The sequence below is a fragment of the Desulfarculus baarsii DSM 2075 genome (assembly GCF_000143965.1).
GTDB lineage: Bacteria > Desulfobacterota > Desulfarculia > Desulfarculales > Desulfarculaceae > Desulfarculus > Desulfarculus baarsii.
Map to the genome: position 1 here is coordinate 2,994,166 of NC_014365.1, position 18,904 is coordinate 3,013,069.

The window sequence follows — 18,904 nt, forward strand, 5'->3', positions numbered from 1 at the left end:
AAAAAGATGGAGCCCCGCCGGCCTCAGTGGGCCGCCGACTCCAGGATGATCAATTCGTTTTCGGCCATGGCCCGTAACACCGGCCGGGGGCCCAGCGCCGGCAAGACCCAACACTGGCCCGGCTCCACTGGCCTGGGCGGGCCGTCGGCCTCCAGATGACCCCGGCCGGCCAGCACGAACCAGACCCTGGGCCGGCCCTCCGCCGGCGGAATGAACAATTGCGCCACCCGCCGCCGCCACAGGCTGAAGGCCGGCATGCGCGCCAGCATTTCCGAGACGCAGCCAGGCCGCTCGACGACCTGGGCCACGGGCTCGGGCCGACCGGGGCCGCTGGGCCGCAAGGCCTCCAGGGCCTTGTCCACGTGCAGGGCGCGGGGCCGACCGTCGTCGCCGGGGCGGTCCCAGTCATAAAATCGATAGGTCACGTCCGAGGCCTGTTGGACTTCGAAGATGGTCAGCCCCGGGCCGGTGGCGTGGATCGTGCCCGCCGGGATGGCGAAGGTCTGGCCCGTGGCGGCCGGCACACGGGCCAGCAGCCCGGCCAACGTCCCTTGGGCCAGGGCGCGGCGCAGTTCATCGGGCCCAGCCGGGTGGCCGAGGCCGTGGATGATCTGGGCCTCGGGCGCGGCCTCCAGCACGCGCCAAACCTCGGACTTGCCCCAGGGCTCGCCCTCCAGGCGGCGGGCGGTCTCGTCGTCGGGGTGGACCTGGACGCTGAGCCACTGGCCCACGCAGAGGATCTTGGCCAACAGCGGGAAATGCCCCGTCGCCCCTTGGCCCAGCAACTCGGCCGGACGACGGCTGGCCACTTCATCGAGCCCCAGGCCCTCGAAAGGCCCGCCGATGACGGTGGTGACGTGATGGCGGGCGGAGGCCAGCCAGATCTCGCCCACGCCGGTCGGCGCCTCGGCGAACAGCTCGGCCAGGCCTGGCGGCAGACTGGCCACGCCCCAGACCTTGGGCAGAAAAACCGGCCGCAACAACAACGGACGCAACGCGCCGTCCATGGATTCTCCCAAAAAAGCTAACGCTCCGGGTGCAAAGCGGCCCGGCGCGAGGAAACACGCTCCAGGATCAGCACGGCGATCAGGCCCACCAGCGCCATGGCCACGGCCAGCCAAAACTCGCCGTCAAAGTCGGGCGGCCAGACATTTTGCTCCTGGACGACATACACTTTACCCGAAACCACCCGGCTCTCCACAACCTCTTTCCACGGCCAGATCTTGCGCATGGCCCCGATCATGAACCCGGTCAGGGCGGCGACGGTCAGGTCGTGCCAACGGGCCAGCAGCCACTTGAGCACCCGCGAAAAGCCGGCCAGGCCCAGGGCCGCGCCACAGGCGAACACCACGATGATGAGCATGTTGCGCGGGTCGAAGGGATCGCGCAGGGCGCTGGTGACATAGACATATTTGCCCAGCAAAAGCAGGATGAACGCCCCGGAGATGCCCGGCAAAATCATCGCGCAGATGGCCACCATCGCCGCCAGGAAAATGAACCAGAGTTCATCTGGCGTGGTCACCGGGATCAAACCCACGACGACGAAACCGGCCGCCGCGCCCAGGGCCAGGCTCAGCCACCAGTCCGCCCCACGCCGCTCGGCCCGCCGGCCGATCACCACGATCGAGGCGGCGATCAGCCCGAAAAACAGCGCCCACACCGGCACCGGGTGATATTCCAGCAGATAGTGCATCAGCCGGGCCATGGAGACAAGGGCCACGCCCACGCCCAGCATAAGCGGCAGCAAAAACCGCAGATGAACCTCGCGCAGGGCCCCGACCAGATCCAAGCGCAGCAAACGGCCGAAGAACCGCCCGCCAAAGGAGGTGATGGCCTCTAGCAGATCGCCGTAGATGCCGGTGATGAAGGCCATGGTCCCGCCGGAAACGCCGGGAATGATGTCGGCCACGCCCATGCACAGGCCCTTGAGCCACAACAACCCGGCCTGACGCCAGGTGTTTGGTCCGGGGCTGGCCATGAAGGCGTCGCGATATTTGTTAGGCATGATTTCGTTCGGATTCCGCTGAAGGCCGCCTTGATCGGCGATCGATGTTTATAGGTGTTCGTCCAGGCCGGCCGCGCGCAGTTGGTCGATGATCTGGCGCACGTCCTGGCAGCGGTCACGGGGCACGATCATCAGCACGTCGTCGGTGACCACGGCCACGAGGTCGTTGACGCCCAACAGCGCGCCCAGCCGGCCGCCGGCCGCCACCACGTTGCCCGAGGACTCGATGGCCAGAATGCGGCCGTCCTGGCAGACGTTGCCAGCCGCGTCGGCCGGCCACAGCTCGCCCATGGCCTCCCACGAGCCCACGTCCGACCAGCCGAAATCGGCCCGCACCACCCGCAGGCGGCTGGTTTTCTCCAAAACGCCGTAATCGACGCTGATCGACGGCAACGCCGGATAAATCCGGGCCAGCCACTCGTCGCGCCCGTCCCCGGCCAAGTGGGGGGCCAGGCGGGCCAGGCCTTGGGCCAGCTCGGGCAGCAGCCGCTCGACCTCCGCCAAAAACACGCCGGCCGACCAGGCGAACATGCCAGAATTCCAGAAATGCCGACCGCTATGCAAATACTCCTCGGCCTTGGCCAGGGCCGGTTTTTCGTGAAAAGCCGCCACCTGGCTGACTTGGGGCGCTTGCCCATCGACGAGCGCGCCGGCCTCGATGTAGCCGAAGCCGGTGGCCGGATAACGCGGCGTCAGGCCCAGGGTGACCAACTGGCCCTGGGCGTGGGCCACTTGGCCGGCCTTTGCCAGGGTTTGCAGAAAAAGGCTCTCGTCGGTGATCAAATGGTCGGCCGGCAAGACCACGCAGACGCCATCCTGGTCTTGGCCGGCCACCCACAGCGCGCCCACGGCGGCGGCGGCGGCGGTGTTGCGGGCCAGGGGCTCGGCCAGGATCTGGCCGGGGGCCAGATGGGGCAGTTGAGCCGCCACCTCGGCGGCGTGGCCGGCCCCGGTGACCACCAGCACCCGCTCGGCCGGAATCAACGGCGCGACGCGGTCGATGGTCTGCTGCAAAAGGCTGCGGCCGCCGGTGAGGGCCAAGAGTTGTTTGGGCCGGCGCTGACGGCTGGCCGGCCAAAAGCGCGTGCCGCTGCCGCCGGCCATGACCACGGCGTATAGCTTCATGGAATCAGTTCCCAAAAGTGGTCCAAGCCAGGGCCGCGAGGCCCAGCGCCCAGCAATAATAGGCAAAATAGCTGATCTTGCCCTGATTGACCACCCGCAGCAGCAGGCGCAGGCAGACGTATCCCACCAGCCCCGCCGTCAGCGCGCCGGCCAAAAGGATCGACGTCTCCGGCGCGGCCGAGGCCTCGGCGTCCAACAGTTGCAACAGCAGCGCGCCCGAGATAGCCGGGATGAACAGCAAAAACGAAAGCCGCGCGGCCAGTTGGCGCTCCAGGCCCAACAACAGGCCCACGGCGATGGTTGAACCCGAGCGGCTCACGCCCGGCGTGATGGCCACGCCCTGGGCCAGGCCGATCAGCAGCGCCCGGCCGGGGCCGACCTCCGACAGGCCCAGGCCGCGCCCCGAAGCCAGGCGGGTGAGCATCAGCAGGCACCCGGTGAAGAGTAGCGCCGCGCCCACCGCCGCCACCGAGGCGAACAGCGACTCGAAAAAATCCTTGAGCAAAAAGCCCATCAGCGCCGTGGGCACGCTGCCCACGGCCACCAGCATGATCAGCCGACGGCCCTCGCGGCCACGATCATCGCCGGCCCACAGGCCGCGAATCATGGCCAGCAGGTCGTCGCGAAAGACGATCAGCACCGCCGCCAGCGTGCCCACGTGCACGGCCACGTCGAACATCAACTGGGGCTCGCGCAGGCCCAGCAGATGCTGGCCCAGAACCAGATGGCCCGATGAACTCACGGGCAGAAATTCGGTCAACCCCTGGACAGCGCCTAAAAATATGGCTTGGTAGAAATTCATGCTTGCGTTACCCTCCAAGGCTGCTGGAATATAGCCCGAGCAGGGGGGCAAGTCGAGCCTTTTCCGCCCCCCCCGGCGGCGCAAGCGGCCAGGCCGTCAATTAAGCGATAGCATATTCGGAAAATTGGGCTAAGATAGGCCCTTGACATAGCAACCGAAATTTCATATAAACAGGTCGTTAACTGCACTTTGCGCACGACCCTGGCGGGGTGGCACGTGAGGAGCGCCCGTATATGAACAAGTCGCAGCTGATTGAGGCCCTGGCGAAGGCCGAAAACCTCACGATCAAAAAGGCGGAGATGGTCGTCAACACACTGTTCGGCGCCATCGAGGAGGCCCTGGTCCAGGGCGACCGCGTCGAGATCCGAGGTTTCGGTAGCTTCAAGGTAAAAAATTACGATGGCTATCAAGGGCGCAACCCCAAGACTGGCGAAATAATCCAGGTGGGCCAGAAAAAACTGCCCTTCTTCAAGGTGGGCAAAGAGCTCAAGGATCGCGTCGACGGCAAATAGCCGACGGCGGCCCGGCCGCCTCGGTGACATAAGCCGCTCACCCCGCTGTAAATCGCGGCGGGGTGAAGTTGTTTGGCAAGCCCGCCGCGGCGGCGCGATGGGCTCTGGGCGAGTTGGACACCGCGCAACGGACGGTCGTGAACCCCGTCAGGTCCGGAAGGAAGCAGCGGTAAGCAATGCGGTTCGTGTCGCGGATCGTTCCAGCCACGCCCAGGGCCCTTCCCGCCGCCGCGTTTTTCCGTGGCCCTTTTATGGAAAAGACCATCCGCCAAGCCATCGTCGAGGCCCTGGAGGGCCGGCCGCATAGCGCCCGTCAACTGGCCGAGGCGCTGCTGTTGCGCCCGGCCGAAGTCGAGGAGCACCTGGAACACATCGGCCGGAGCATGGGCGGCCGGCTGCGCCTGACGCCGGCCCGCTGCCTGGCCTGCGGCTATCGATTCACTGAGCGCAAGCGCCTGAGCGCGCCGGGCAGATGCCCCCGCTGCCGCGGTCAAAAGATCGCCGGGCCCTGGTTCCAGGTCGACGGCAGAGCGAGCCAGCGCCGGGTCTAGCCTCGGACCGCGCGGCGGTCGTCACGCGATCGTCATAATATTTCAGGCGACACCACCCGGTAACAACTCTAGAATAAGTCTTTATCCATGACGCTCGCGGCGATTGCTGGCGGCAACCTCGACGCGGCCGCCGGTCACGGGGGGCGTCGACGACGTGGCCACCCAGGGAGGATAAAGCATGAAACGGCTGCTGAGGACAACCGTCGGTCTGATGACCGCCCTGCCTTTCCATGCGCTCATCCATCTGTGCGCGCTTTTCACGGGCAAGGACAGGGCCGTGGAGATATTCGGGCCGGTGGCCTCGGCCCTGATCACCAGGACGGCCGAGTTCATCCTCATCCCCAGGGTGGACGATCCCGACAAGTTCGACGAATTCCGCGCGAAAATAACCCGCAACGCGGCGTTTCTCCGGCCGCTTTACGATGTCTCCGTCGTCTATCAAGACTCCGACCGCATCGTTTTCAATTATCGCAACTGCCCTCACTGCGAAGCCTTCAGGGCGTTGGGGCTGGCCCAGGTCAATCCATACATCTGCGACGGCGACTGGCAAATCGCCAAAAGGCACGCTTCGGCCTGGGATTTTCAGCGCAGCCATCAGATCGGCGCCGGCGACGATCATTGCGATCATACATACCTCAGAAAACAACGCCCGCCCTTGGCCTGACGCCTGGCCCGCGGCCGCCAACGTCTGGACGCGCCAAACAAACGCCTCCGTCCGGCGCGGCCAAAAGAACGCCGGGCCCTGGTTCCAGGTCGACGGCCGGCGTGGTTGGGGCTATCTTTTTATCCCACGCATTTTCGCGGTGGACGAAGCGGCCTTTTTGCCGCCAAAATTATTTATTGTGTGAAGACCGATGAAAACGTTGACGCAAACCGGCCGCGAGGCTCGTGAACAGAGGCGTTGATGGGCATCCTGGCGCGAGACACCCCCCTGCGGGAAAAAGACTTTTTCGCCACTTCGCCCTTGATGATCTTTCCCAGGACACAGGGTGATTTCAGCGTATACCTAAAGATAAAAAACAATTTCGTGCTCTATTCCAACGCCAGCACGACCTTTACCGAAGGCCACCGCCAGCGGCTCTACGATCACGGCGTCGACGAGATTTACATCCTCACCGATCAGAAATCGGCCTACGAGCAATACGTCGAGCGCAACCTGGGCGAGATCCTGCACAACGAAAACCTGCCCATGACCGAGCGGGCCAAGGTGCTCTACAAGTCGTCGGTGGACATCATCAAGCAGACCTTCGAGGAGCGCCTGCCCACCTGCCTGGATCGGCGTCATTTCGACCGCATCGCCCACTTCGTCGAGCAGGGCATCGGCTTTCTGGCCAAGGACGGCTCGCTCAAGAGCATGGCCTCGTTGATCAACCACGACTACCAGACCTACAGCCACTGCGTGCAGGTCTTCGTCTTCACCACCGCCGTGCTGCACACCTACGAAATGCCCAGGGACGAGATCATCCAGTGCGGGTTGGGGGCCATGCTGCACGACCTGGGCAAGGCGCGCATCCCTCGGCGCATCATCACCAAGCCAGGCCCCCTGACCAAGGACGAACGCCAGATCATCAATCAGCACCCCCTGCACGGCGTGGCCATGACCGCCCAAGCGCCGCTGAGCCGCCAGGCCTACAACGCCATCCTTTTCCACCACGAGCGCATGGACGGCGGTGGCTATCCGGCGGGCATGCAGGGCGAAGACATCCCCCTGCCGGTGCGCGTGCTCTCGGTCTGCGATGTCTACGACGCCCTGACCTCCGATCGGCCATACGCCAAAAAGATCACGCCTTTCGAGGCGTTGCAAATAATGCGCGACGACATGGAGGGCGCCTTTGATCAGCGGGTGTTCAAACGGCTGGTGATGGTGCTCAGCGGCGCGGAGATCGTCTAGCGGCCTTTCAGCCCGGCAAACTGGACAAAACAACGTATTGGTCCGGAAACGGGCTTGTCACGGCGCGCGAATTTCTTTAGCCTGATGATCAGCGGCGCTACAACTCGCCATGACGCGAGGAGGGTCTTTTGTCCGACTGGAAGCTTGGCCTATGGCGAGTCACTTCGGTGTTGTTGATCATCATGGGCCTGGGCCTGATGATGACCGGGGTGATCATGGCCGACAATCCCGGCGGCCTGTTCACCGGTGGCGGCGGGGCCTGGGTGCTGGCCCTGATCGCCGAGGTGGTCGGCTTGGCCGCCTTTGTCTGGGGCATGTATCTGCATCGCCGGATCAAAATCCGCCGCTACTTTTCCTGATGCGCGGTTCGTCAACTCCTTGACGGCCGCGCCCGGCAAATTTTGACGCGGCGTCCGCGAACGGGAAAATTTTTCAGGCGTAACGGCTCAGTCCCCGCTCGTCGGGCTGGGGCGATTCACCCTCCTGGCCATGGCGGCCCAGGGGCTCGATGCGGCGGCTGGGCTGAACCTTGCCGGACTGACGCTTGACCCGCCGATCAGCCGCTTGATCCCTGGGCTTTTCGGGCGTCTTGAGCAGTCCGCCGATGTTCAGATCGACCAACATGGGGTTTCCTCCTGTCCCCCTTATCGGCCAACCCCGCATGAAACTTGAGCTAATTCGTCAGCGTGGATGTTGGGCGGGGCGCCGTCCGGGCGCTTTGGGCGGCTCGGCCGCCAATCGGCCGGCCATGTCCTCCACGAAAAGAGCGCAATCCTCGCGGCGGCTCTGGGAGCACGGCGGCCGCGAACTGTTCCAGGCGCTACGCTGGCAACTGAGGCAAAGCAGTTCGGGGCAGAGCATGGCCTCTTGGTAGAATCTTCTGAGTTTGTCGCGCGCTGATGGCTGCATTTGGTCTCCTGCTCAAGCCGAGTGAAGGCGATGTGGCCATCCATTATGCACAGACAATGCCAAAATGCCCCACTTTTGCCGGAGGGCTTGCCATGGCCGCCGCGACGTGCTAGCCTAAGCCGTTAACTTCGCGGGATAGTTGGCCCATGAACGCCATATTGCTGATGACCTTGTTGGGGGCGACGGCCCTATGCCTGCTCGGCGGGCTGATCTGCCTGTATCGCTACCTGGAGCGCAAGGTTCTGTTTCCACAGTTGCCGCGCCTCTGGCGAGGCGACCGCAACCGCTTTTTCGTTTTCGGGGCGTTGTGCTGCCTCTGCGGCGCGGCCTTCGTGGCCGTCAGCGTCCTGACGGCGACCCAGGCCCCGCCCGACGAGCCGACCCCTAAAAGCCCGTTGGACAGCTTCGCCGCCGCCGCGCCCGAGACGGCGGCCGATTGGCGTCAGGAAACGGCCGCCCCCGCCCAGGTCGAGCCCCCGGCCCAAGCGCCGGAGGAGCCAGGCCAGGACCTACCCCAAGCCGAACCGCGGCCCGAGCCTCAACCCACGGCCCAGCCCGAACCGCAGCCCATGACGCCCGCCCAGCAAACGGATTTTCTGCTGGATCAACCGCCCGCGCCCGGATCGCCCGCCGATCAGGATGCGGCCAAACGGGCCGAAGCCATGGCCATCGCCCTGAGCCAACCGCCCCAACCCACGCCGGAGCCGGCCGGCCCCGTAGCGCCGGCGGCGACGCCGCCGACCGCCGCGCCAAGCCAACCCACCTCAGCCGACCCGGAGCCCACGCCCGCGCCGACCACCGCGCCAGAGCCATCGCCCACCGCGCAACCGGCCGCCACCGGCGCCTGGACCGTCTGCCTGGCCAGCTTCCCCAGCGCCAAGGAGGCCAAGGCCCACGTCGAACGCCTGGCCCAACAGGGCGTCCAGGCCCAGGTGCACGAGGCCCAGGTCAAGGGCCGGCAGTGGTGGCGCGTCTGCGTGGGCGGCCACGAAAGCCTGGCCGATTCGCTCAAGGCGGCCAAGGAGCTGAAAGCCCAGGGGCTTTCCGACACGCCCTTCAGCGTGCGCGCGCGCTAGGGGGCCGGTCGTGGAGCGGGCCGGCCTCTGGAGCCTGTTGCGCGCGGCGGCCGAGCAACTGGGCCTGGAGGTGCGCCTCGACGCCCTCGATGGCGGCGAGCAGTATCAGGTGCGCTCCGGCGTTTGCCGTTTGGGGACCAGGATGGTAGCCTTCATCGACAAAAGAGCCGACGAAAACGGCCGTTGCCGCCAACTGGGCCGGGCCCTGCTGGGCCTGGATCTCGAAGGCGTCTATCTGCGGCCGGCCGTGCGCCAGTTCCTCGAGGAGCTGGCGCGCGCCAAGGAAGACTGACGTGGTCAAACGCCGAGCGTCCAAGGATTATCTGGCCGAGTTGGAGCGCGAGGTCAAGGGTCGCGGCGTGCGCGTGGCCTACGAGCGCCTCAGTTACGCCGGGCTGATGCTCAAAAGCGGCCTGTGCTGGTTTCGCGGCGATTATTACCTGTTCATCGACCGCCTCAAATCGCCGTCCGAGCGCCGCGACCTGTTGGAGGCGGCCCTGGACGAGCTGGACGAGTTGGACGCCCAAAACCGCCTGGACCGGCCGGGCGACGACCCGGGAGAACAAATTGAACCCGCGTGAGCAACTGGTGCAGGTCTGCCGCCTGGCCTATCAGCGAGGCTACATGGCCGCCAGCGACGGCAACGTCTCGCTGCGCCTGGACGACGGCAACGTCTTGATCACCCCCAGCGGCCGCAGCAAGGCCTTCATCCAGCCCGAGGACATCCTCTGCGTCGACCTGGAGGGCGGGGTGATCAGCGGCCAAGGCAAACCCAGCAGCGAGGGCCAACTGCACTATCTAGTATATAAAGAGCGCCCCGACGTGGCCGCCGTGGTCCACGCCCATCCGCCCACGGCCACCGCCTTCAGCCTGGCCGGCCGCCATTTGGACTGCCGCGCGCTGCCCGAGTTGATGATCCACCTGGGGGCGGCGCCCACCGCGCCCTACGCCACGCCCACCACCGCCGACCTGCCGGCGGCGGTCAAACCCTACGTGGCCGGCTGCAACGCCATGCTTCTGGCCCACCACGGCTCGCTGACCATGGCCGCCAACCTGGAGCGGGCCTGGGCCCTGACCGAAAAGCTCGAACACGCCGCCATCACCCTTTTGGCCGCCGAACAACTGGGTGGGGCCCGGCCCCTGGCCCAGCATGATCTGGACCGGCTGACCGAGTTGGGCCGAAGCTACGGCCTGCGCCGCGACGCCGCCGTTCAAGCGCCGCCGCCGCCCCTGGCCCAGCGCCTGAAGGTGGAGCATCTGCCCGAGACCACGGAGTTCGCCACCGCCAAGCGTCACCCCGACGCCCGGGGCATGGCCCACCTCATCGTCGACGACAGGCCCCTGCGCCGGGTCTGCCTGTTGACGCTGGAGCCGGGCAAGGGCTTTCGCGGGGGGCATGTGCATAACCGCAAGACCGAGGGCTTTTACGTGGCCCAGGGCGCGGCCGTGCTGGAGGCCGTCTGCGCGCTCAGCGGCGAGAAAACGCGCCTGGAGTTGGGCGTGGGCGACCTGGTCTGGCTGCCGCCGGGCGTGGCCCACCGCATTTGGGCCAGCCAGCCGCTTGTGTTTGTGGAATTGACCGACAGGCCCTATGATAAAAACGACGACGCGCCCTTTAACTTCGAGGAGGCTTGACAAGCCATGTTGGACGAGATGCGCAAATTCATACGCAGCCGCCGAAACTGCGTCATGGCCACCGTCGATGGCGACAGCCCCCACTGCTCTTTGATGAGCTACCTGGTGGAGGACGACTGCCGCTTCATCTACGTGGTCTCCAAAATCAACACCAAGAAGTATCAGAGTATATTAAAAAACCCCAAGGTCAGCCTGCTCATCGACGACCGGGCCAGCATCGCCGGCGGCGGGCAGATCGGCTTGGGCGAAGTGAAAGCCCTGACCATCCACGGCGAGTGCTTCCCCCTGGAAGACCCCGGCCGGGCCGGCTCGATCAAGCGGTTGTTTTCCATCCGCTATCCGCACCTGGAGGGCCTGCTGGCCGAACAGGACATCGCCGTGCTCTACATCGAGGTCCACGATCTGCGGATGATGGAAGGGGCGCTGAAGGCCAACTACGTCAACATGGATTAGCCACGTCCGCCGCGCCGGGGCGGGCAAAAATCGCTTCGAGCCAGCCAAGGCGCGTTGCATCCCGCCCTGAAGGACGCCTGATTGGCCGAGGTCAAGCGCGCCGTCCAGGCCATTGATCGTCGCGCGGACATCCTGGAGCCCGTGGCCAAGCTCGATGCGGAGGCCTCCGCAATGAAGCGCCTCGATCTTGCCGTGGCCGTGATTTTTTTGCCAGGCAACGGCCCGCGACGGCTGGGGCTTTTTTTTGGGAGACAACATGACCGACACTAGCAACCTGCCCCCCATCCCGCCCGAGATCGCGGCGCTGACGCCCTACGAGCCGGGCAAGCCCATCGAGGAGTTGGAGCGCGAGTTGGGCATCAGCGGGGCCATCAAGCTGGCCAGCAACGAAAATCCCCTGGGCCCCTCGCCCAAGGCCATGGAGGCCGTGCGCCGTGGCGCGGGCCGCCTGCACCGCTACCCCGACGGCGCCGGCTTCGAGCTGCGCCAGGCCCTGGCCGCGCGCTTTGGCCTGCAAATCGACAACGTCTGCCTGGCCAACGGCAGCAACGAGATCATCGAGTTTTTGTGCCGCGCCTTCATCCGGCCCGGCGACGACGCCGTGGCCGCTCAATACGCTTTTTCGATGTACGAAAAGCTGGTGGCCGTGGCCGGCGGCGTCTTGCGCGAGGTGGCGCTAGACGACTTTCGCATCGACCTGGAGGCCATGCTGGCGGCCGTCGGGCCGCGCACCAGGCTGGTTTTTGTCAACTCGCCCCACAACCCGGCCGGCACGGCGGTGACGCGGGCCCAGTTCGCCGCGTTTCTGGAGCGCCTGCCCGGCGGGGTGGTGGTGGTGGTCGATGAGGCCTACGTGGATTTCGCCTCCGACCCCGAGGCCCTCAATGGCCTGGAGTTTCTGGGCCACGCCAAGCCGGTGGTGGTCATGCGCACTTTTTCCAAGGCCTATGGCCTGGCCGGGCTGCGCATCGGCTACGGCCTGGCTCCGGCCCCGATCGTGGCCGTGTTCAACCGGGTGCGCCAGGCCTTCAACACCTCGATCCCGGCCCAGGAAGGGGCCCTGGCCGCCCTGGCCGACGAGGATTTTTTGCGGCGCTCCAAGGAAATCACCTGGCGGGGGCTCAGGGACTTCTACGCCTGCTTCGAGCGGCTGGGCCTGTGGTACGCGCCCAGCCAGGCCAACTTCGTGCTGACGCGCGTCGGCCCACGGGCCGGCGAGGTCTTTGACCTGCTGCTGCGGCGGGGGGTGATCGTGCGCAAAATGCACTCGTACCACCTGCCCGAGTATCTGCGCATCAGCGTGGGCCTGCCCGAGGAAAACGCCCGCTTCATCGGCGAACTGAGCGACATCCTGGGCGGGGGCGCGGCGTGATCGTGACCATCGACGGCCCCTCGGGCGCGGGCAAGACCACCGTCTCCAAGGCCGTGGCCGACGAGCTGGGCTTTGCCCGGCTCGACACCGGCGCGCTCTACCGCGCGGTGGGCCTGGCCGCGCGCCTGGCCGGCGTCGACGCCGACGACCAGGCCGCCGTGGCCGCCTGGCTGCCGGGGCTGGCCATCGACGCGCGGCCCCAAGGCGGGGCCTTCGTGGTGCTGCACGACGGCCGCGACGTGGAGCCATTGATCCGCACCGAGGAAATGGGCGCGTGGGCCAGCAAGCTCTCGGCCCAGGCGGCGGTGCGGCAAAAACTCCTGGAACTGCAACGCCGCGCCGCCCTGGCCGGCGATCTGGTCTGCGAGGGCCGCGACATGGGCACGGTGGTCTTCCCGGCGGCCCAGGCCAAGTTTTTTCTGACCGCCCGGCCCGAGGTGCGGGCCGCCCGCCGCCTGGCCGAATTGCGGCCCGGCGACCCCACCCTGACCCTGGAGCGGGTGCTGGCGGAGATCACCAGCCGTGACCAGCGCGACAGCTCGCGCAGCCAAAGCCCCCTCAAGCCGGCCGCCGACGCCGTGATCATCGACGCCAGCGAGCTGAGCCCGGCCCAGGTCACGGCCCAGATGGTCGGGCGCGTGCGCCAACTGCGCAAGGGCGACTAATCCCCAGCGCAAAACAGGTTGTTGATCGCGGCCGCTTCTGGTAAAAATAGTATTTTGCGGGGGCCTGGGGTAACTGCGCCCTGTTGGCCGACCCGCCCAACGCCAACCTCAGCCGCCAGACAGCACTGCGATTAGGAAACGTTAACCATGGATAACACCGAACTGACCAAAGACCAAGCCGAAGCGACCGACCAGACTTTCGAGTACGACGAGGATCTCAGCCCCGAGGAGCTCGAGGCGCTCTACGACCAGTCGCTGAAAACCGTCCAAGAGGGCGAAGTGGCCCGTGGCCGCATCATCGCGGTGGAAAAAGACTACGTTGTTGTCGACATCGGCTACAAGTCCGAGGGTCAGATCGACATTCGCGAATTCACCGACCCCGACGGCAACGTCAACGCCGAGGTGGGCCAGGAGATCGACGTCTTGCTGGAGTGGACCGAGGACGAGGACGGCACGATCATCCTCTCCAAGGAAAAGGCCGCCAAGATCAAGGTTTGGGACGAGATCAGCAAGGTCTACGCCAACAACGGCGTCATCCGCGGCGTGGTCGTGGGCCGGGTCAAGGGCGGCATGAGCGTCGACATCGGCGTGCCGGCCTTTTTGCCGGGCTCCCAGGTGGACCTGCGCCCGGTGCGCAACCTGGACAGCCTGATCAACCAGACGCTGGACTTCCGCATCCTCAAGTTCAACAAGAAGCGCTCCAACATCGTGCTGAGCCGCCGGGTGCTGCTGGAGGAAGAGCGCGAGAGCAAGAAGTCCGAGACGCTCAAGGTGCTCGAGGAAAACGCCGTCATGCGCGGCGTGGTCAAGAATATCACCGACTACGGCGTCTTTGTCGACCTGGGCGGCATCGACGGCCTGTTGCACATCACCGACATGAGCTGGGGCCGGGTGGGCCATCCCTCCGACATGTTCCACATCGGCGACGAGATCACCGTCAAGGTGCTCAACTTCGACCGCGACCGCGAGCGCGTCAGCCTGGGCCTCAAGCAGCTCAAGGACGACCCGTGGAACAACGCCGCCGAGAACTTCGCCGTGGGCACCAAGGTGCGCGGCAAGGTGGTGAGCCTGGCCGATTACGGCGCCTTCGTCGAGGTGGACGAGGGCATCGAGGGCCTGATCCACGTCAGCGAGATGTCTTGGACGCGCAAGGTGCGCCATCCCTCCAAGATCGTCAACGTCGGCGACGAGGTCGAGGCGGTGGTGTTGTCGCTCAACCCCGAGTCCAAGCGCATCAGCCTGGGCATGAAGCAGGTCGAGCCCAACCCGTGGGATCTGATCGCCGAGAAATACCCCGTGGGCACCACCATCGAGGGCCGCGTCAAGAACGTCACCGACTTCGGCCTGTTCATCGGCATCGACGAGGGCATCGACGGCCTGGTCCACGTCAGCGACATCTCGTGGTCCAAGCGCATCAAGCACCCCGGCGAGATCTACAAAAAGGGCGATGAAGTGCGGGCGGTGGTGCTCAATATCGACCGCGAGAACGAGCGCTTCAGCCTGGGCATCAAGCAACTCGAGGGCGATCCGTGGGACCGCGTGCCCGAGAGCTACGCCCAGGGCACCAAGGTCAGCGGCGTGGTCACCAACGTCACCGACTTTGGCGTCTTCGTCGAGCTGGAGGAAGGCGTCGAGGGCCTGATCCACGTCAGCGAGATCAGCGGCGACAAGATCAAGACGCCCGTGGGCATGTTCGAGATCGGCGACACCATCACCGCCAAGGTGACCTCCATCTCGCGCAAGGATCGCAAGATCGGCCTGTCCATGCGCCGCCTGGACGAGGAGCCCCGCTCCACTTACAGCGAGTACATGAACAACACCCAGTCGGCCACCAGCAACCTGGGCGAGCTGCTCAAAGAGGGCCTGGCCCAAAAAGAGGCCGAGAACCAAGAGTAACAACCCTCGAGAGCATTGACGATGCAAAAGCGCTCCCTGCTGGTGGCCGTGGTCATCAGCCTGGTCATGGCCGCCGGTTTGGCCGGCGCGATGTTGTTGCTGGACCGGGGAGACGGCTTCAAGCTCGTCGGCTTGAGGGGCAAAAAAGTGGGCGTGGTCGAGGTGAGCGGAACCATCACCTCGGCCGCGCCCGTCATTTTCGACCTGCAGGACTTCCGTGAGGACGACTCGATCAAGGCCATCGTGCTGCGCGTCGATTCGCCGGGCGGCGGCGTGGCCGCCAGCCAGGAGATCTTCCGCGAGGTGGCGCGCACGGCCGAGGTCAAGCCGGTGGTCTGCTCGATGGGCGAGGTGGCGGCCAGCGGCGGCTACTACGTGGCCGCGCCCTGCACCAAGATCATGGCCAGTCCCGGCACCATCACCGGCTCCATCGGCGTGATCGCCTCGGTGCCCGATGTGACCGACCTCTTTGGCAAACTGGGCGTGCGGATGCAATACGTCCAGGCCGGCAAGCTCAAGGGGGCCGGCGCGCCGGGCCGACCACTCAGCCCCGACGAACGCGACATGCTCCAACAGATCATCGACCTTTCCCACCGCCAGTTTATCGACGACGTGGCCAGCGCCCGCAAGCTCGACAAAGCCAAGCTGCGCGCCGTGGCCGACGGCCGGGTGATCCTGGGCGAGGCGGCGGTGGGCCTCGGCCTGGTCGACGAGACCGGCAACTTCAACGACGCCGTGGACCTGGCCGCCGAACTGGCCCATATCGACGGCCAGCCCGAGCTGATCTGGCCCGCCGACGAAGAAAGCTCGTGGCTGGGCAACCTGGTGCAGGAGCAGGTCTCGACGGCCGTGCGGGCCATCGCCGACAACCTTCAGAAACCGCGAGTGCAATACATCTTCAATCCGGCGGCCGGCCAGCGATGAGCGTCGATCAGTGGGCCGGCCCCTCGGCCCTGTGGGCCGGGGTGTCCGCGCCGTGGCGGGCCTTCAGGTTGCTCGCGCGCCAACCGGCGCTGTGGCCGCTCTGCCTGCTTCCCACGCTGATCAACGTTGTTTTGCTGGGGGCGTTCGTCTTCGGCCTGTTCACCCACCTGCCCGGCTGGCTCGAGGCCTGGCTGCCGCGCGGCGAAGGCTGGTGGTGGGCCTGGCTGTATTATCTGGCGCTGGTCGTGGCCGGGTTGTTGGCGCTGGGCGTGGGATTGTTGCTGCTGGCCAGCCTGGGCCGGGTGCTGGCCGCGCCGTTTCTGGACGTCCTGGCGCGGCGGGTGGAGGTCGTGGTCTCCGGCGCGCCCGCGCCGCCCGGCCCCGGCCCCCTGGCCACCGTGGCCCGCGTCCTGCGGCAAGAGGCGCTGAAGCTTTTGCTCTACGCCGCGCTGACGCTGGCGCTGACTTTTCTGGGCCTGCTCGCGCCCCTGCTGGGCGGGGCGGCCTCGGCGGCGCTGGGCTGGCTGCTGACGGCCTTTTTCCTGGCGCTGGAGTTTATGGATTACCCGCTGGAGCGCCGTGGCCTGGGCCTGGGCGGCAAGATCGCCGCCGTCTGGCGAACCACGCCGGGCTGGCTGGGCCTGGGCGGGGCGCTGATGGCGCTGGGGTTGATCCCACTGCTCAATTTGTTGTTTTTGCCCCTTGCGGCCGTGGCCGGAACCCTGTATTACCTCGAATCCAGATCGACCAACTAAAGTTAACGCAACCAGAGGCCAACAATGTTTTCTTTGGCTGTCTACGCCTGCGACGTGGGCTCGGCGCGCAGCGCGCGCACCGGCTTCGCCTGGGCCAGGCGAGTGAGCGACGGTTTCGCGCCGACCCATGCCAACACCAGCATCGACGATCTGGTCGAGAGCCTGGTCGACGATATCACCGAGGGCATGGCCGTGGCCCTGGGCCTGGATTGCCCGCTGTATCTACCAGTGGAAACTGACGATTTTTCGATCCAGAACCTGGTGCGCCTGGGCGAACGCGAGCGCTCCAGCCTGACCCAAAAAGGCGCGCAACTGGCCGTGCTCGGCCTTCATCAGCTTGTCTATCTGCTGCATCGCGTCTCGGACAGCCTGGGCCGTGGCCACCCCGCCCCGCCGTTTTACCTGGACTGGCGACGTTGGCAGGAGGGCATGCGGCCGCGCGGGGCGGTGCTTTTCTGGGAGGCCCACGTCAGCGGCCCGGCCCTGGCCGATCGCCAAGACCCCGACCATCACTTCAAGGACGCGCGCCTGGCCGCCGAGACCTTTTGGGCGCGGTTGGCCGCCGGCCAGTTGCGCTCGGACCTGGGCCCACGTCAGGGCGCGGCCTGCCTGAACCTGGCCGGCGCGGCCCTGCTGTGGGCCGGCTGGAGCGACGACCCGGCGCTGTTGCGCCAAGAGCTGCTGGTGATCCAGCCGCCCGCGACAGAATAGGAGAGTGCTGCACGGGGGCGTCCTACCCCGTGCAGCATCGGCTTGGCAAAAGCGCGGTTTTGCCAAGCCTCGCAAATCGCTCGCCTAATCAGGCTCGCGATTTGGCGCGCCGTCCATGGCGCGCTTCGGCCGCCGCACGGTGAAATTCATGTTTCACAGGTTACCATCTGTTTTTACAACATTTGTTATGTTTCACCGTGCAGCAGCCTCAATAGGCGATTATGATTTGAACCGGCCACGCTAAACGATCATAATTGGGCGTGAATCAACTCTTCGCGCCCAAGCAGGAGCCGCCGTGGCCAATCTTTCGACATCCCCAGCAGCCAACGCCTTGCAACGCGGCCCGGCCGCCAACCCTCCCGCGGCGATGCAGCCGGCGCCGACGATCCGCGTGGACACCGACAAGCTGGACAAGCTTGTCAACCTTGTTGGCGAGCTTGTGATCGGGGTGGCGCGGGTGATGCAGATCGCCGGCGACGACGCCATGCCCGAGCTTTCGGCGGCGGTGGACGCCCTGGAGCACATCAGCCGCGACCTGCAGGAGCAGGTCATGCGCGTGCGCATGGTGCCGGTGGAGGCCACCTTCAACCGTTTCCAGCGGGTGGTGCGCGACCTGGCCTCGGAGTTGGGCAAGCAGATCACCCTGCGCATGAGCGGCACCGAGACCGAACTGGACAAAAACGTCATCGAGCAGATCGCCGACCCGCTCAAGCATCTGGTGCGCAACAGCGCCGACCACGGCCTGGAGCAGCCCGACGAGCGGCTGCGCGCCGGCAAGCCCGAAGCGGGCCTGATCCACCTGCGGGCCTATCAGCAAGAGGGCCGCATCATCATCGAGGTCATCGACGACGGCCGGGGCATCGACCGCGAGGCCGTCTTGGCCAAGGCCATCGAGCGGGGCCTGGCCGCGCCGGGCGTGAGCCTCAGCGACGCCGAGGTCTTCGGCTTCATGTTCCAGGCCGGGTTCTCCACGGCCAAACAGGTGACGGAGGTCTCGGGCCGGGGGGTGGGCCTGGACGTGGTGCGGCAGAACATCGAGTCGTTGCGCGGCTCGGTGGAGGTGGAGTCCACGCCGGGCCGGGGCACGATCTTTCGCATCAAGCTGCCGCTGACGCTGGCGATCATCGAGGGCATGATGGTGCGGGTGGGCCACGAGATCCTGACGCTGCCGGTGCTGAGCATTTTGGAGTCGCTGCGGCCCAAGGCCAGCGAGCTAAAGACCCTGGAGGGCCAGGGCGAGCTGGTCAGCGTGCGCGGCGAGTATCTGCCGCTGGTGCGTCTGCACCACGTGCTGGACCTGCCCACCGAACGCACCGACCCCACCAAGGCCCTGGTGGTGATCATCGAGAGCGTTTCCAGGCGCTTCGGCATCTTGGTCGACGACATTTTGGGCGAACAGCAGGCGGTGATCAAGAGCCTGGAACACAATTATCACAAGATCGAGGGCGTGGCTGGCGCCACCATCCTCGGCGACGGCAGGGTCAGCCTGATCCTCGATATCCACGGCCTCGAAAAAATCGCCTTCTCCCGCTGAATTCAATTCAGCGCCTTACGTTTAATCGCCCTAGATTCCATGGACTTTATTCCGATACAATGATCCCAGCCCGTCGCCGGTCGGCAAC

General features: G+C 65.9%; 23 protein-coding genes and 1 other RNA gene. 19 read left to right on the forward strand and 5 right to left on the reverse strand.

The window, feature by feature from the left end:
* Positions 1 to 23: 23 nt before the first annotated feature.
* Genes DEBA_RS13425 through DEBA_RS13440 form a run of 4 tightly spaced genes read right to left on the reverse strand, consistent with a single transcriptional unit; the run spans position 24 to position 3,932 of the window.
* Entirely contained in the window at positions 24 to 1,007 is a 984-nt protein-coding gene (locus DEBA_RS13425) for a type I phosphomannose isomerase catalytic subunit (protein ID WP_013259489.1), read from the reverse strand.
* Positions 1,008 to 1,024: 17 nt separating this feature from the next.
* Complete coding sequence (locus DEBA_RS13430) at positions 1,025 to 2,005, reverse strand: DUF368 domain-containing protein (RefSeq protein WP_013259490.1); 981 nt, start codon at positions 2,003 to 2,005, stop codon at positions 1,025 to 1,027.
* Positions 2,006 to 2,053: 48 nt separating this feature from the next.
* On the reverse strand, positions 2,054 to 3,130 hold the full coding sequence (locus DEBA_RS13435; protein WP_013259491.1) for a mannose-1-phosphate guanylyltransferase: 1,077 nt from the start codon (positions 3,128 to 3,130) through the stop codon (positions 2,054 to 2,056).
* 4 nt (positions 3,131 to 3,134) lie between these two features.
* Entirely contained in the window at positions 3,135 to 3,932 is a 798-nt protein-coding gene (locus DEBA_RS13440) for an undecaprenyl-diphosphate phosphatase (RefSeq protein ID WP_013259492.1), read from the reverse strand.
* Positions 3,933 to 4,165: 233 nt separating this feature from the next.
* Between DEBA_RS13440 and DEBA_RS13445 the strand changes: the two genes are divergently transcribed.
* The 6 genes from DEBA_RS13445 (at position 4,166) to DEBA_RS13465 (ending at position 7,245) form a co-directional block, all read left to right on the forward strand.
* Positions 4,166 to 4,444, forward strand: coding sequence for an HU family DNA-binding protein (locus tag DEBA_RS13445; protein WP_013259493.1), 279 nt, complete (start codon positions 4,166 to 4,168; stop codon positions 4,442 to 4,444).
* A gap of 111 nt (positions 4,445 to 4,555) precedes the next feature.
* An RNA gene (ffs, locus tag DEBA_RS17520) (signal recognition particle sRNA small type) lies at positions 4,556 to 4,653 on the forward strand.
* 42 nt (positions 4,654 to 4,695) lie between these two features.
* Positions 4,696 to 4,995, forward strand: coding sequence for a transcriptional regulator (locus tag DEBA_RS13450; RefSeq protein WP_013259494.1), 300 nt, complete (start codon positions 4,696 to 4,698; stop codon positions 4,993 to 4,995).
* A 178-nt stretch (positions 4,996 to 5,173) separates the two neighbouring features.
* Positions 5,174 to 5,659 (forward strand): L-2-amino-thiazoline-4-carboxylic acid hydrolase, encoded by a 486-nt coding sequence (locus tag DEBA_RS13455; RefSeq protein ID WP_013259495.1) that lies wholly within the window; start codon positions 5,174 to 5,176, stop codon positions 5,657 to 5,659.
* A 240-nt stretch (positions 5,660 to 5,899) separates the two neighbouring features.
* Positions 5,900 to 6,886, forward strand: coding sequence for an HD-GYP domain-containing protein (locus tag DEBA_RS13460; protein ID WP_013259496.1), 987 nt, complete (start codon positions 5,900 to 5,902; stop codon positions 6,884 to 6,886).
* A gap of 128 nt (positions 6,887 to 7,014) precedes the next feature.
* Positions 7,015 to 7,245, forward strand: a complete 231-nt coding sequence (locus DEBA_RS13465; protein ID WP_013259497.1) for a hypothetical protein — start codon at positions 7,015 to 7,017, stop codon at positions 7,243 to 7,245.
* Positions 7,246 to 7,318: 73 nt separating this feature from the next.
* On the opposite strand, the gene DEBA_RS13470 is transcribed toward DEBA_RS13465, so the two are convergent.
* On the reverse strand, positions 7,319 to 7,510 hold the full coding sequence (locus DEBA_RS13470) for a hypothetical protein (RefSeq protein WP_013259498.1): 192 nt from the start codon (positions 7,508 to 7,510) through the stop codon (positions 7,319 to 7,321).
* A gap of 431 nt (positions 7,511 to 7,941) precedes the next feature.
* Here DEBA_RS13470 and DEBA_RS18975 point away from each other — a divergent pair, with 431 nt between their 5' ends.
* From DEBA_RS18975 to DEBA_RS13535, 13 genes are all read left to right on the forward strand, one after another.
* Entirely contained in the window at positions 7,942 to 8,871 is a 930-nt protein-coding gene (locus tag DEBA_RS18975) for an SPOR domain-containing protein (protein WP_013259500.1), read from the forward strand.
* Between the two features lie 10 nt (positions 8,872 to 8,881).
* On the forward strand, positions 8,882 to 9,163 hold the full coding sequence (locus DEBA_RS13480) for a hypothetical protein (RefSeq protein ID WP_013259501.1): 282 nt from the start codon (positions 8,882 to 8,884) through the stop codon (positions 9,161 to 9,163).
* Position 9,164: 1 nt separating this feature from the next.
* Positions 9,165 to 9,452: a hypothetical protein gene (locus tag DEBA_RS13485; RefSeq protein WP_013259502.1), complete on the forward strand. Its 288-nt coding sequence runs from the start codon at positions 9,165 to 9,167 to the stop codon at positions 9,450 to 9,452.
* Positions 9,439 to 10,506, forward strand: coding sequence for a class II aldolase/adducin family protein (locus tag DEBA_RS17280; RefSeq protein ID WP_013259503.1), 1,068 nt, complete (start codon positions 9,439 to 9,441; stop codon positions 10,504 to 10,506). The genes DEBA_RS13485 and DEBA_RS17280 overlap by 14 nt, the downstream gene beginning before the upstream one ends.
* A gap of 6 nt (positions 10,507 to 10,512) precedes the next feature.
* A complete protein-coding gene (locus DEBA_RS17285) occupies positions 10,513 to 10,959 on the forward strand; it encodes a pyridoxamine 5'-phosphate oxidase family protein (RefSeq protein WP_013259504.1) in 447 nt (148 codons plus the stop codon).
* Positions 10,960 to 11,040: 81 nt separating this feature from the next.
* On the forward strand, positions 11,041 to 11,229 hold the full coding sequence (locus DEBA_RS13500; RefSeq protein WP_043814559.1) for a hypothetical protein: 189 nt from the start codon (positions 11,041 to 11,043) through the stop codon (positions 11,227 to 11,229).
* On the forward strand, positions 11,216 to 12,331 hold the full coding sequence (gene hisC, locus DEBA_RS13505; protein ID WP_013259505.1) for a histidinol-phosphate transaminase: 1,116 nt from the start codon (positions 11,216 to 11,218) through the stop codon (positions 12,329 to 12,331). Before DEBA_RS13500 ends, hisC begins: the two co-directional genes overlap by 14 nt.
* Positions 12,328 to 12,996, forward strand: coding sequence for a (d)CMP kinase (gene cmk / locus DEBA_RS13510; RefSeq protein ID WP_013259506.1), 669 nt, complete (start codon positions 12,328 to 12,330; stop codon positions 12,994 to 12,996). The genes hisC and cmk overlap by 4 nt, the downstream gene beginning before the upstream one ends.
* Positions 12,997 to 13,143: 147 nt before the next feature.
* Positions 13,144 to 14,892, forward strand: coding sequence for a 30S ribosomal protein S1 (locus DEBA_RS13515; RefSeq protein ID WP_013259507.1), 1,749 nt, complete (start codon positions 13,144 to 13,146; stop codon positions 14,890 to 14,892).
* 21 nt (positions 14,893 to 14,913) lie between these two features.
* A complete protein-coding gene (gene sppA / locus DEBA_RS13520; RefSeq protein ID WP_013259508.1) occupies positions 14,914 to 15,816 on the forward strand; it encodes a signal peptide peptidase SppA in 903 nt (300 codons plus the stop codon).
* Complete coding sequence (locus DEBA_RS13525; protein WP_013259509.1) at positions 15,813 to 16,571, forward strand: EI24 domain-containing protein; 759 nt, start codon at positions 15,813 to 15,815, stop codon at positions 16,569 to 16,571. The genes sppA and DEBA_RS13525 overlap by 4 nt, the downstream gene beginning before the upstream one ends.
* 24 nt (positions 16,572 to 16,595) lie before the next feature.
* Positions 16,596 to 17,282, forward strand: coding sequence for a hypothetical protein (locus DEBA_RS13530; RefSeq protein ID WP_013259510.1), 687 nt, complete (start codon positions 16,596 to 16,598; stop codon positions 17,280 to 17,282).
* 295 nt (positions 17,283 to 17,577) lie between these two features.
* Positions 17,578 to 18,816, forward strand: coding sequence for a chemotaxis protein CheA (locus DEBA_RS13535; RefSeq protein ID WP_148227870.1), 1,239 nt, complete (start codon positions 17,578 to 17,580; stop codon positions 18,814 to 18,816).
* The last annotated feature ends 88 nt before the right edge of the window (positions 18,817 to 18,904 follow it).

What these genes read in the sequence shown, in the direction of transcription:
- DEBA_RS13425 (WP_013259489.1), bottom strand. Translation starts at nt 1,007, where the DNA reads ATGGACGGCGCGTTGCGTCCGTTGTTGTTGCGGCCGGTTTTTCTGCCC.
- DEBA_RS13430 (WP_013259490.1), bottom strand. Translation starts at nt 2,005, where the DNA reads ATGCCTAACAAATATCGCGACGCCTTCATGGCCAGCCCCGGACCAAAC.
- DEBA_RS13435 (WP_013259491.1), bottom strand. Translation starts at nt 3,130, where the DNA reads ATGAAGCTATACGCCGTGGTCATGGCCGGCGGCAGCGGCACGCGCTTT.
- DEBA_RS13440 (WP_013259492.1), bottom strand. Translation starts at nt 3,932, where the DNA reads ATGAATTTCTACCAAGCCATATTTTTAGGCGCTGTCCAGGGGTTGACC.
- DEBA_RS13445 (WP_013259493.1), top strand. Translation starts at nt 4,166, where the DNA reads ATGAACAAGTCGCAGCTGATTGAGGCCCTGGCGAAGGCCGAAAACCTC.
- DEBA_RS13450 (WP_013259494.1), top strand. Translation starts at nt 4,696, where the DNA reads ATGGAAAAGACCATCCGCCAAGCCATCGTCGAGGCCCTGGAGGGCCGG.
- DEBA_RS13455 (WP_013259495.1), top strand. Translation starts at nt 5,174, where the DNA reads ATGAAACGGCTGCTGAGGACAACCGTCGGTCTGATGACCGCCCTGCCT.
- DEBA_RS13460 (WP_013259496.1), top strand. Translation starts at nt 5,900, where the DNA reads ATGGGCATCCTGGCGCGAGACACCCCCCTGCGGGAAAAAGACTTTTTC.
- DEBA_RS13470 (WP_013259498.1), bottom strand. Translation starts at nt 7,510, where the DNA reads ATGTTGGTCGATCTGAACATCGGCGGACTGCTCAAGACGCCCGAAAAG.
- DEBA_RS18975 (WP_013259500.1), top strand. Translation starts at nt 7,942, where the DNA reads ATGAACGCCATATTGCTGATGACCTTGTTGGGGGCGACGGCCCTATGC.
- DEBA_RS17285 (WP_013259504.1), top strand. Translation starts at nt 10,513, where the DNA reads ATGTTGGACGAGATGCGCAAATTCATACGCAGCCGCCGAAACTGCGTC.
- hisC (WP_013259505.1), top strand. Translation starts at nt 11,216, where the DNA reads ATGACCGACACTAGCAACCTGCCCCCCATCCCGCCCGAGATCGCGGCG.
- DEBA_RS13515 (WP_013259507.1), top strand. Translation starts at nt 13,144, where the DNA reads ATGGATAACACCGAACTGACCAAAGACCAAGCCGAAGCGACCGACCAG.
- sppA (WP_013259508.1), top strand. Translation starts at nt 14,914, where the DNA reads ATGCAAAAGCGCTCCCTGCTGGTGGCCGTGGTCATCAGCCTGGTCATG.
- DEBA_RS13525 (WP_013259509.1), top strand. Translation starts at nt 15,813, where the DNA reads ATGAGCGTCGATCAGTGGGCCGGCCCCTCGGCCCTGTGGGCCGGGGTG.
- DEBA_RS13530 (WP_013259510.1), top strand. Translation starts at nt 16,596, where the DNA reads ATGTTTTCTTTGGCTGTCTACGCCTGCGACGTGGGCTCGGCGCGCAGC.